The organism is Dorea amylophila, from assembly GCF_025567265.1.
Classification (GTDB): domain Bacteria; phylum Bacillota; class Clostridia; order Lachnospirales; family Lachnospiraceae; genus Dorea_A; species Dorea_A amylophila.
In genome coordinates this window covers 199,947-212,574 of sequence record NZ_JAOQJW010000001.1, presented here as the reverse complement: position 1 = coordinate 212,574, position 12,628 = coordinate 199,947, and the positions used below count along the sequence as shown (strand labels likewise).

The following is a 12,628-nucleotide window of genomic DNA, read 5'->3' as shown; positions in this document are numbered from 1 at the left end:
ATATTATCATATTCCACGGTGTTTGTCAATCCTGCGGTACTCCTTTTTCCATTCATTCAGCTTTTCTTCCGGAATATCCGCACCTATCTTTTTCTTTGTTTTTTCCATTTCATCACGCAAAATAGTGTCCAGACTCAGAAGGATTGGATTCCCCGACAGCATTTTTAAGTATTCATCATGCGGAAGAGCTTTATAACAGCTATAAAGATACGCCTTCAATATATCAGGCTGTTCACATATCTTATACGCTTCCTGATAAGCCTTTGCCGCTTCTTTATACAGGAACTGATGACCATATGCAGATCCCATGCTTGCATACACACGACCGTAAAACTTTTTATCTACCGATTCATCCCAGTCTTTGTTAAGGATGGACTGATATACTAAAATCGCTGATTCGTATTCTTTACTGTTTTGAAGCGTATCCGCCTTATATTTTTCTTTTTCTACGTCTCTCTGTGACTGCAGTTGTTCCAGAACACTCTGCATCTTATGAATTTCTGCCGCGGCATAGATATTAGATTCCTTCAGGATCGTAAGTACAAATTCTTCCATCGATCCATTCTCCCGAAGAAGCCTTCTTAATTCCTCTGCCAGCTTCGGCAGTTCCAGTTCATCCCCGACCCACCGGCACAATCGTTCATTGACGATCGTATAATCGATCAGATACAGATTATTACAGATGTAATAACACAATTCTTCTATCGTGTAAATCCGCATATGAACTCTGGATATTTCAAAAGGTCGTTTGGCCCGTTTTTTATGACAAAGAATTAAACTGCCCATTGATACCTCCTAAATGTAATTCCTTTTCTACAAGGAAATCTGATGCCGGATAAAATTCTCCGAAACCAACATCTTTAAAACGCAGCCTGCAGGTACGCTCATCCATAAACATGACTTCAATCTGAAGACGCAAAGAATAATCTGTTCGTTCCGGCAGTTCTTCCAGTGACACTGTCTCAACTTTAAGATCCTCTCCATCAAGTGTCTCTATATGGATCTCAATATCCGATGTATCTTCCAAAATCACTTCCCACTGTCCGTCTGCCTCATACCAGTGTGTTCCCCATGCAACAATCGGATACCATCCTTCCTGTCCGCCAATTCTCATACGCAGGCAGATCTGTTCTGTCATCTTTGTTCCATCCAGATAAATCGGACCATCATCATACGGATCTGCATAGCGCATGGATGAATAACATGCACCTTTACTGTATAAGTTATTTCCAAGGAAAGCCCTCCGTCCGTTACACAGTACCTTCAGGGAATTCGGATACCAGTTATTCTCAAATCCCTCTCCTGTCAGATAAACAGACGATACCACTTTTTTATCAAATACATTCTGGATGAAAGACTTAAAACTCTCATCCGCATCTTTGGCTTTATCTACATTCAACACAGGATAGATTGCTTCCAGTTCTTTCATGTGCGCATTGGCGACTTCTTCTACTGTCACAAACATATCCCTGCTCTTGGTGCTTACTGTATTCAGGCGGCGCAGCATATATGCACGGATTTCCTGCGCATCACAATAAAACAATGCTGATTCATATTGCCACAATTCTTTCGGCTGATAAAACATATACTGACAGAAACTTTCCTTATAATCCTGTACAAATACACATTCTCCCGGTACACCGATATATTTTCCGATTCCCTTTAACATCTTCGACATATCAACATTCGTATACGGAACGGAAAACGTAATATAATCAATCTGTTCGAATTTCTTCAATGTCATGGAAATGAACTTTGCAAGAAGCCATACGCCATCATGGATTTTCCCGCCTACACGTACTTTTTTTCTTTTTACAGCTTTACGGAACAGATGAGTGACAATATCTCCCTCTCCCGCTTCTCTCAGTCGTTTTGCTTCCTGTCCATATACCCATCGTTCTTTATAATAGCCAAGGATCAGAGGAATCTGATAATTATCAACTGCTGCTTCCATCGTTTCCGGTTCTTCTTTATTTTCATCATAATAACTGATCTGACAATTCTTTTCATTCAGATCATAGCCCAGAACACTTCCTTTTTGCATTATCGTCTCCTCCTTTCATTTTAATATATCTTAAATATCTGATCTGCCATCTGTTCTTCTTCTTCAAACTCAAGCATGGCTTTCGAACGTTCCGCATCCGAATCCATATCTGTCATTGCATTCAGCATCTGATATTTTCCGGCAAATACACGTTCTTTATCTGTTTTCAGCGTCTTCTTGTCTGTTGTGATCATTTCTCCGTTTCCGGATTCCTGGAAATAATAATTCACTGATTCATCATTATAAAGGACAAATTGTTTTACATACAGGTTTTCATAGACCGGCATCATTGCCTCTGCCCGGTATCCCAGTTCTTCCCGGTCTTTTTGTTTCATCTTATAGTACAGTCTTACTTTTCCTCCCGGTTTACAGCGGTATGCTGCCATCACCTTATTATAGAGTTGTACTTCCCGCAGCCATTCCTCTTTATAATTCATGTAATATGGAAAGACTAGTTGTTTTTCGCACATTTCTCGTAGTACCTGATGAAGGACATCTTCCAGTTCACCTGTGTATTCTTTATCTGAATAATATTTCAGAAGTGCAATCTTACATACATCCGGCAGATCTTCTTTCTGATCACATTCATTTGCAATGATTTCAAATACACATTTTTCCAGACTTCGTCCATACACGATATATTCCCTTGTAACGTAAGCAAGATATGCCTGTTTTAAGCGGAAATATACATTGTCCGACAGATAATAATCTTCAAAAATATGCTCTTCCTCATACAATGTCTCCGAAAAGACCATCTGTGTAATGATCCGTTCACTGACCTTATAAGACGGAACCCCATATTGTTTTAATACTTTCCAGAGCCGCTTCATATCTCCGATTGCACCACAGTAATACTCCGCAAGATACGTAAGTGTCACCTTGTCATACTGTCCTCTCCGGAACATTTCAAAGGCAAGATAACTTAAGAAGTCATCCTCCGTATAATTTTCTTCCCTGATTCTTCTGCTGCAAACCAGGAAGACATCCTTATCCTCAAATGAATCTATCCCCTTTGCCTGGATCTTTTCATAATCCGGTTTTTCTTTCTCCGGCTCCTGATTCCAGAATCCTGTAGATGCTGCATATTTTCTGCACATATCTACAAAACGCGGCTCATAAAACAGTCTTTTCGTCTCGTATGGAATGGAATCCGTATAATGTCTGCCCTCTACAGACTCCCATACAATTCTCGATTCCTTATCATACAGATAAATGATAGCTCCATTCTTCGTATCATACGGGATACGCTGACGTACCGAACCATCTTTTTCAATTACCAGCACACATTTCATCCCGCGTACCTTTGTCCTTACTTCATAAGAATAACAGATGTCACGCATCGCCTCCATACGTTCTGCCGTCATCTCGTCTTCTCTGCAAAATCTTTTATACAATGTACGCAGTGATTCTGTTATATGGCGCTTTTCCAACTGTTCCCATGTAAATGCCACCATCTGTTCTCTGTAATTCAGATACAGATCTCCTGCCTGTTCCTCATGGATCACAAGACTTGCATACAGATACGCAGCCTTCTTATAATCGAGAGCATTTCCATGCATAAAATATAAAACCAGCGATTTCGGCAACGGTCCGTGCGCACTGTCTTCGTCGATTGTCATCATATAATATTCATAAAGCTGGGCAATCTTAAGATCCGAATCAACTGCCTTCTGATACCATGAAAAATACTTCTTTGCCGTTTTATTTCCTTTGATCAAAAGTGTACAGATCGTATTCAGTATCATCGGCTCTTCATACATCTTATAGATTCTTTCCAGGATTCTGAACAGATTGTCACTGTATTTTTTCTGCTGACTGGCAAAATTTGAAATATAAAGTGCCAGTTCTTTTGTCATCATGCGGTATTTGGTCGCAAAATTCAACACCTGAATCTCAAATGTGCCTAATTTCTTAAGAAGTGTCGGCTTTTCCTGATAGCACAGATATGCTTCCAAATAGAACATTACTGCATGAATTCCATACTCAAACTGCTGTTCCAGAACTTCCAGACGTTTATAAGGATTCTTATATCTGTTGTCAAGATTCAGTATCATATAGAGCAGCCACCAGGAATCCTGATGACGCATATATGTCTTTCCAACCTCATCCAGCACCCGTTCTTCATAGTTCACATCTCCGCGGATCTTTGCAGTCAGATACAGATAATAACAGTTTGTCAGCGGATCTTTTCCGATTGCGAACCGATTATAATTATAATTCTCAAGAATCCATTTTGCTTCTTCCGTCTTGCCTCCGAGCAGATAGATATTACCAAGCATCAACTGATATACTTCATTCAGAGGATCCAGCTTACGCAGTGCTACCATCTTCTCGACCGCACTATCCACCCAGTGTTCCAGTGTCACTCTTCCTGCCACATATCCTACATATTCTTTGATGATCTGAGCCAGTAAAAGTTCCGGCATCCTGTGATCTTCGTCATACTCCTGATTCTGCAATACCTCAACTTCATAAGTGAGTGTCTCGTATGGTGTCACGAACTTCAATGCTCCGTAATTCCGTCCGCCATGAAGTTTCTCTGCTCTTACCACATATTCGATCTCATGTGCATTTCCCACAAAATCTTCTGTGCTGATCTCAGGTCTGGACACCCGGATAAAATCACCGACTGTCTCAATATGGATCGGCATATATCCCCATGTATTTTTCATCAGAGTCAGTGTTCCCTTTGTCGACTCTGTCAGATCTTCGAATAGCATCCCCTCTCCCTGAAGCGTAAGGAAAATGCATTCTTTCTGTTTGATCCCTACCATGAATTCTTCCATGGCCTGTTCTCCGAGAGACCATTTGCGCATATTATCGTACAGATAGAATGTACGCTCATTCTCATATTTTAAAATCTCATAGAATTCTTTGGAACGGAAGAGCCTTCCCGCTTCTGAAAAATCCTTAATTGCAAGTTTGCGGAAATCATCGGTACTCTGTACTTTTCCATAGGTTGTCATCACATATGGTTTCTCAATGATTGCCGTAAAAGCCAGTTCAAACTCACCGCCGGTACATACGACCGTGAACTTTCCTTCCTCTACATGTCCCGGACGAAGTCCCCGTCCGTCATACGTAAATTCCACTCTTGCCGGATTTCCCTCAAATCCCTGATCTTTAAAATGGACGCGGAAAGAAGACGAGTACACCAGTCCTCGTATCCTTCCCTCATTGTTCGCCCTCATTGTAAAACTTCCTCTGTATACTTCCCCTTCACCTATAATGAGTACCAGATTGGTCTCATCGAATATAACATCAGGTCGTATCAACTGAAAGTCGCCTTTTGAAAATTTTTGGATTTTATTTTTCAAGTCCTACACCTGCTTCTTTCGTTGCTTTTTTCTTAAAACATACTATAATAAATTATAGCATTGTTTGTCAATGAATAGCAATGCCGTAAAGAGAAAATATCAAAAATGTGTCGATAGGATGAAAAATATGAAAAAAAAGCCAGAATTTCACGGAAGCGATCTGGAAAAGATCGCAGATTATTATCACCTTAACAAGGAAAATATCATTTTATTTGGAGCAAATGTAAACCCTCTCGGATTATCCGGACAGGTAAAAAAAGATCTCGCAGAACATCTGGATATCATCAGCAGTTATCCAGACAGAGATTATACAGATCTGAAAAAAGCAATTGCTGCATATACCAATACCTCGCCGGAACATATTGTTGTCGGAAATGGTTCTACGGAGCTTATCTCACTTCTGATCAGCCAGCGCGCACCAAAAAGAGCGCTGCTTCTGGGACCGACCTATTCCGAATATGCAAGAGAGCTGAATCTGGTCGGCGGCACACTGGAATATTATAATCTGAAAGAAGAACAGGATTTCAGACTGGATATTTCCGATCTGACCGATACACTGAAAAGTGATATTGATCTTCTGATCATCTGTAATCCGAACAACCCGACCTCTTCAGCCATCAGTACCGCTGATATGAAAAAGCTGTTAACCGTATGCCGGTCACTTGGTATCTTCGTTATGATCGATGAGACTTATATCGAATTCGCACCGGAAGGCACTTCCCTCTCTGCAGTTTCTCTTGTACCGGAATTCGATAACTTCATGGTCATCCGCGGTGTATCCAAGTTCTTCGCCGCACCTGGACTTCGCTTTGGTTATGGTCTCACCAGTAATCAGGCATTTCTTCAGACGCTTCTTACCCACCAAAATCCGTGGAGCCTGAACAGTGTCGGAGCTTATGCCGGAGAACGGATGTTGAAAGATACCGATTATATTAAGAAGACCTGGACTCTCATTGATTCCGAGCGCACCCGAATGTGCACAGAGCTTTCCGGACTGGATACCGTAAAGATTTATCCTGCTTATGCCAACTTTGTCCTTGTAAGGATTTTAAAAGAAGGACTCACTTCTTTCGATGTCTTTGAAAAGGCGATTCACCAGAATCTCATGATCCGGGACTGTTCTTCTTTCGAAAGCCTGAACGGAGAATATGTACGGTTCTGCATTATGAATCCAGAGGATAATGACCGGCTGCTGGATGTATTCCGTTCATTATAATCAATGCAGAGAACCTGCCACCGGCAGCTTCTTCCGAATGCATGGCAATACAAACACCTGTCTGCGGCCCAGTATCATTCCTGAAATGATCCAAGTTACAGACAGGTGTTTTTCATATTTTCCAATATTATTTTTTTAAGATCAATGCCATAAAGGTAAGTTCTTCATCACCGGTGTTCTTAATTCCATGTGCATCTCCGTCTTTACACAGGAACAGATCGCCAGGATTTGCCGGCTGTTTTTCGCCGTTATCGTCATAAGTTCCGTGTCCGGTCAGAATGAAGTAAGACTCCGTCTCACCATGATGATAATGGTATCCTACTTCACATCCCGGATCCAGATGAATCTTGGCATACATCTTACATGCTTCTCCAACTTCTTCCGAAGTAACCATTGCTTCTCTTACAATATAACCGTCTCCGCCATTTACATGTTCCACTTTTACCAGTTCTCTTTCGCCTTCTCTTGTCATTTTTAAGTTCCTCCTTGATTCGTAAAACATTCTAAAACAACAATACAACCTGAAAGATACAAAGTCAATGGTAAACCCTTAATCTTAATTCACGATCCGGTAATATTCTTTCGCAGTTATACTGTAAACGATGATATAGAATACCGCAAACACCGCTATCGTAATGATTGTGCATACCGCAAACAACGATACATTCGTAAGATTTAATACTCCCAGAATTTTTGTCATTACTTTAAAGGCTACTGCAACATGAATCACTGCTACAACCAACGGCAGGAAGAATACGCTTAAGACCTGGCTTCTGATGGAACGCTTCACTTCTTTTTTACTCATGCCAACCTTCTGCATGATCTGGTAACGCTCCCTGTCATCATAGCCTTCCGATATCTGCTTATAATAAATGATCAGTACCGTTGCCATAATAAACATACTTCCCAGATAGATTCCAATAAAGAACAGTCCGCCGTACAATTCATAAAAAGAAGAACGGCTTAACATACGGCTTTCCATCGTTCCATCCGGAAACTTTTCATAAAATTCGTTCTGTATCTGTTCCAGTGTCTCTTTTTGTTTTCCGTCATCTCCCTTCAGGTTGAATTTATCTGCATAAGAAAATGACTCGATACGTTCAATCTGCTCTGCATTAGCAAATACAATGTATAATGTCTTATACATTTCTGCCGTGCTCTTCGGCTGGCTCGTCATCTCGGACAGTTCTTTTTTCACCTGATAGTTCTGTCCTGCAATGTTTATCTGTTTTTTTCCACATTTGCCGTTCGTGGTATAGGTCAGTATCTCCTGTTCCTTTAACGAAACATTCTGTTTTTCTATCCGGTTATACTCTTCCTGTGTGATCATCTCTACATAGTAAAAATGATTGTCCGGATAGTACTGCTCTACCTTTTCCAGATTATTTCCTTTCAAAACCGCATTCATACTGCCATATCTGTACCGGACTCTGTCTGTTATTTTTACCCCTGCTTTCTCACATTGTTCTTTTATCAGTCTCTGAAGAGTCTCTTCCTTATTTGTATCGGCTTCATTGCAGACAATTGAAACATCTCTCGGAAAACGTGAGTCCAGGATATCTTCCATTCCCGCATACAAAGATACCGTTGTGGATACCATAACCAGCACCATCGTACTTAACACACAGATGTTCGCAAGTCCCGCTCCGTTTTGTTTCATACGATAGATCATGCCTGATACACTGGTAAAATGCTTTGGATTATAATAATAAGCTTTATTTTTCCGGAGTATTTTCAATACCACAATGCTTCCGGCAATAAAAAGTGCATAAGTTCCAATAATCACACAGACCACTGCAACAAAGAATTTCAAAAGTGCTTCTAACGGTGCCTCTGTTGTAAGTGCAATCCAGTAACCATTGCCCAGTGCCGCCACACCGACGATCACAAGCAGCCATCTGCTCTTCGGCTCTTTCTCCCCCTGATTGCCTCCGTGCAGAAGTTCCACCGGATTCACCAGCTGTATCTGTAAAATGTTATATAAATACGTCAGAAGAAAAATTCCTGCAAATAATATGACAGTCTGTACAATTGCAGTCCCATTGACCGAAAACTGCATATCTACGCTATTGTGCAGAATCTTAAGGAGCAGCAGATACATCAGTTTCCCAAATATTATTCCAAACACCAGACCGCCAAGAATACTGATTCCCGCCGTCAGGATCGTCTCAACTGCCATCATTCGTGCAATATGCCGCTTTCCCATTCCAAGAATATTGTATACTCCGATCTCTTTCTTTCGTCGTTTGATCAGGAAACTATTCGTATAGAACAGAAAAATCACTGCAAATACAATGATCACACCCGTTGCATACTGAAGACATATCTTCAATGTATTCTGGGTAATACCTTCCCCCTTGCTCAGTGCGTCAATGATATAGAACATCATGACGGTCAGAACACCTGTAAAGATATAGGGTACATAGGTCTTACGGTTATTCTTAAGATTGGTCACAGCAAGTTTTTCATAGATGAAATTATTCATCCTCCTCACCTCCTGTGGTAAGAATCTTCAGCGTATCTGAAATTCTTTCATACATTTCTTCGTTCGTAAGATTCCCCCTGTAAAGCTGATGGAATACTTTTCCGTCCTTGATAAAAAGCACCCTTTTCGCACTACTCGCCGCTTTCACACTATGTGTCACCATAACAATCGTCTGACCTTCCTGGTTAATCGTTGTAAAAAGATTCATCAGACTGTCTGCCGCTTTCGAATCCAGTGCTCCCGAAGGTTCATCGGCAAGAATCAGCTGTGGTTTCGTGATCAGCGCTCTTGCAATTGCAGCTCTTTGTTTCTGCCCACCGGACACCTCATATGGATATTTCTCCAGTAGTTTTTCAATTCCAAGTTTTTCTGCAATCGGTTTTAATCTCTTTTCCATCTCCGGATATTTCTTTCCGGATAATACCAGTGGCAGGAATATATTATCCTTTAATGAAAATGTATCTAACAAGTTAAAATCCTGAAATACAAAGCCGAGATTCTGACGTCTGAACGTTGCGATCTCTTTTTCTTTTAATTTTCCCAGATCCCTGTCTTTTAAATAAACCTTTCCTTCTGTCGGTTTATCAAGTGCCGCCAGAATATTCAGAAGCGTCGTCTTTCCCGATCCAGACTCTCCCATGATTGCAACATATTCCCCGCGTTCTACCGTAAAATTCACATCTCTTAAAGCCTCTACCTGATTGCTCCCAAAACGAGTCGTATATATCTTCTTCACATTTTTTACTTCCAGTAATGACATAAGTTTTTCTTCCTTTCTTTTTAAGATTTCTTCTTTACGGTATCTATTATAAAAAAAGAGGAAATATCCTGCCATCGAAGCATGTGACATTTCCCCTGTTTAATCTTACATTCCTGTAAGGTTTTCTCTTTTTGTCTGATCGTTATTCCGGATTCCATTCTTGCCTTGTCAATTCCAGATATACACGGGTTCCTTTTCCCACCTCTGAATCAATCCATATCTTATGTCCCATCTTATCCATGATCTTTTTGCAAAGATACAGTCCAATCCCTGTAGACTTCTTATCTGCTCTTCCATTATATCCGGTAAACCCTTTTTCAAATACTCTAGGAAGATCTTCTGCCTGAATACCGATTCCATTATCCTCGATCACCAGACACTCCCGTCCTCTTTTTTCTTCCAGACAGATTCTGATCTCGCCGCCATTCTTTGTGTATTTCAAAGCATTAGACAGAATCTGTTCTGTCACAAACTCCAGCCATTTTTCATCTGTAAGAACTATTCGTTCCACCGGCCGGTAATCCAGACGGATCTTCTGAAGAATAAACATCTGAGAATATTTCCGGACAGATTGTTTCAGAATCTTATCCAAAGATACCTTCTCAAACTGCAGATCCCCGGACATATCTTCCATGCGGAGATACGTCAGCACCATCTCCACATACTGTTCCATTTTAAAAAGTTCCATCTTCATCTCTTTTAATTCCGGCAGTGCCGGATTTTCATCTTCCACCGATTGCAGCAATATGTGCATCGCAGCGATAGGTGTCTTGATCTGATGCACCCACATACCATAATAATCACTTAAGTCCTGGCCTTTGATTCTTGCCTCTGATTTCAACTCCAGAATCTTTTCGTCAAAGATCCCCAGTAATTCCTGATAATCCAGTTCCAGAAGATTCCTGCACTCTGGAAGTTCTTTTGTGCATTCCTGCGTGCTCTTCTTAAACCGTTCCAGCAGAAGATGCTTCTTCCGGAAGCGATGATATTCCGTTATTACATATAGGAGCAGCCACAATATCACCAGTAGCAGTGCATATTTCAACGCATCCATCCTGATATTATAAAGAAATGCTACAACAATAAATATTCCGACCGTTCCGGCATAAAGGCTGATCTCTCTTGTTTTATCTTTTAAAAATGCTATTAAAAGTTTCATGCCTCCACCATATATCCTATTCCCTTTTTTGTGATAATTTTTCCGCCAAGGCCAATCTGTTCCATTTTTTTACGGAGTCTTGCCACATTGACCGTCAATGTATTGTCATCAATAAATTCATTGCTGTCCCAGAGTCTTGTCATAATACTTTCACGGCTTACGATCTTCCCCGTATTTTCCAGAAGCATCTGCAAGATCTTAAATTCGTTCTTCGTCAGTTCCTGTTTCTGATCCTGATACAAAACTGTCGCATCTGCCAGATTCAGGATCGCACCATTCCACTCCATGATATCTGCCGTTCCACGGAATTCATAGGTTCTTCTTAACACGGCCTGCACCTTTGCCGTCACCACATTCAGGTCAAACGGTTTCTCGATGAATTCATCGCCGCCCATATTCATTGCCATCACAATATTCATATTATCATTCGCCGATGACAGGAAAATGATCGGCACTTTCGAGATCTTCCGGATCTCCTGACACCAGTGAAATCCATTAAAAAATGGAAGTACAATGTCCAATAACACAAGCTGCGGATCAAAGTCCACAAATTTTCCCATCACGTCTTTAAAATCTGTCATACACTCTGCCTGATAATTCCATTTTCCCAAATGGTTTTTCAGACCGCCTGCTATTGTCTCATCATCTTCCACGATTAAAATCTTATACAATCTTTCTTCTCCCCAACAATTAATAAAGGACAAAAGTTAAAAACTTTTGCCCTCTTATCGTAATACATTCGTAATACAATTGTCAATTCCAGCTTTCTTAAGATTTCTTTCGAATTTCCGAAGAACTCCGGCTACATTCCATATGCATTTCTTTCTATAGGATTTCTGCAAATATTAATGGAAATAATGTGCTCCTATCTTCATCCCAGAACCGCCCTGATCAAAATAAAGACAGTTTCCGATTGGGTTTGATCCGTTCAGCGCATCCACAGCCGCCTGCAGAGCTGTCTGTGAATACCCTTTTGAACTTCTGACTCTGTTCAACCATCCGGTTGCTGCCGGTCCGAACTGTCCGGACTGATAGATAACCGCTTCGATCGAATCCGGATAGCTTCCACTTTTGACACGGTTCATAATAACAGCGCCTACGGCAACCTGCCCCTCATATGGCTGATTACCGGCTTCGCAATAGATGATGGATGCCATTAGTTCCTGATTCGCTCTTACATACGCTTCTCTTGCTTCGCGTTCCGCCTGTTCCCTTGCCGCCTGTTCTGCTTTTTCTCTTGCAATACGTTCTTCCTCTTCTTTTTTTGCTATATTTTCTGCGATCACCTGCTGACTTGCATCTGTCATCTCCTGTGCAGATGCAACGATATTCTGTGATATTGTCTGTACAGCGGTATGCGTATTCACATCTTCCTTTTTTGTCTCTGTGATTGTTGTTACTTCCGGCCGTTCAGAGGCTGCCTGACTGGTAAAACCAGTTGCCATTACTGCACATGCCGAATACAGCACGAACATTGATTTCAGTCTCTTCGCTTTTAACATAATATAAATACCCTCCTGATTTTGTTGCAATGATTTACATTTCTTTTAATAAAGTATATGCATTTTTTGCAACATTATTACAAATATTACAATTTTGTTACGAGCAACGATTGGTATCATATCATGTGTGCAGTGTTTTGTCAAC

Annotated in this window: 10 protein-coding genes; 1 reads left to right on the top strand and 9 read right to left on the bottom strand. The window is 40.9% G+C overall.

Annotated features, from left to right (window positions below):
* Positions 1 to 6: 6 nt before the first annotated feature.
* Genes OCV72_RS01065 through OCV72_RS01055 form a run of 3 tightly spaced genes read right to left on the bottom strand, consistent with a single transcriptional unit; the run spans position 7 to position 5,361 of the window.
* Positions 7 to 786 (bottom strand): hypothetical protein, encoded by a 780-nt coding sequence (locus tag OCV72_RS01065; protein WP_055281229.1) that lies wholly within the window; start codon positions 784 to 786, stop codon positions 7 to 9.
* Positions 761 to 2,044: a DUF5716 family protein gene (locus OCV72_RS01060; RefSeq protein WP_055281227.1), complete on the bottom strand. Its 1,284-nt coding sequence runs from the start codon at positions 2,042 to 2,044 to the stop codon at positions 761 to 763. Before OCV72_RS01060 ends, OCV72_RS01065 begins: the two co-directional genes overlap by 26 nt.
* A 20-nt stretch (positions 2,045 to 2,064) precedes the next feature.
* A complete protein-coding gene (locus OCV72_RS01055; protein WP_055281224.1) occupies positions 2,065 to 5,361 on the bottom strand; it encodes a DUF5717 family protein in 3,297 nt (1,098 codons plus the stop codon).
* 127 nt (positions 5,362 to 5,488) lie between these two features.
* Between OCV72_RS01055 and OCV72_RS01050 the strand changes: the two genes are divergently transcribed.
* Complete coding sequence (locus OCV72_RS01050; RefSeq protein WP_055281222.1) at positions 5,489 to 6,577, top strand: pyridoxal phosphate-dependent aminotransferase; 1,089 nt, start codon at positions 5,489 to 5,491, stop codon at positions 6,575 to 6,577.
* 127 nt (positions 6,578 to 6,704) lie between these two features.
* Here the strand turns inward: OCV72_RS01050 and OCV72_RS01045 are convergent, their stop codons facing one another.
* The 6 genes from OCV72_RS01045 to OCV72_RS01020 all read right to left on the bottom strand — a co-directional run bounded on the left by OCV72_RS01045 (position 6,705) and on the right by OCV72_RS01020 (position 12,483).
* Entirely contained in the window at positions 6,705 to 7,049 is a 345-nt protein-coding gene (locus tag OCV72_RS01045; protein ID WP_022416046.1) for a cupin domain-containing protein, read from the bottom strand.
* Between the two features lie 84 nt (positions 7,050 to 7,133).
* Positions 7,134 to 9,062 carry an ABC transporter permease gene (locus OCV72_RS01040; RefSeq protein ID WP_055281220.1) on the bottom strand — a complete coding sequence of 643 codons (1,929 nt, stop codon included), beginning with the start codon at positions 9,060 to 9,062 and terminating at the stop codon, positions 7,134 to 7,136.
* Positions 9,055 to 9,822, bottom strand: coding sequence for an ABC transporter ATP-binding protein (locus OCV72_RS01035; protein ID WP_028086259.1), 768 nt, complete (start codon positions 9,820 to 9,822; stop codon positions 9,055 to 9,057). Before OCV72_RS01035 ends, OCV72_RS01040 begins: the two co-directional genes overlap by 8 nt.
* A 142-nt stretch (positions 9,823 to 9,964) precedes the next feature.
* On the bottom strand, positions 9,965 to 10,981 hold the full coding sequence (locus tag OCV72_RS01030; protein WP_055281219.1) for a sensor histidine kinase: 1,017 nt from the start codon (positions 10,979 to 10,981) through the stop codon (positions 9,965 to 9,967).
* The gene (locus tag OCV72_RS01025; RefSeq protein WP_055281217.1) at positions 10,978 to 11,652 is read right to left on the bottom strand and encodes a response regulator transcription factor; all 675 of its coding nucleotides are present in this window, start codon (positions 11,650 to 11,652) and stop codon (positions 10,978 to 10,980) included. Before OCV72_RS01025 ends, OCV72_RS01030 begins: the two co-directional genes overlap by 4 nt.
* 174 nt (positions 11,653 to 11,826) lie before the next feature.
* Entirely contained in the window at positions 11,827 to 12,483 is a 657-nt protein-coding gene (locus tag OCV72_RS01020) for a cell wall hydrolase (RefSeq protein ID WP_055281215.1), read from the bottom strand.
* Positions 12,484 to 12,628: the final 145 nt, after the last annotated feature.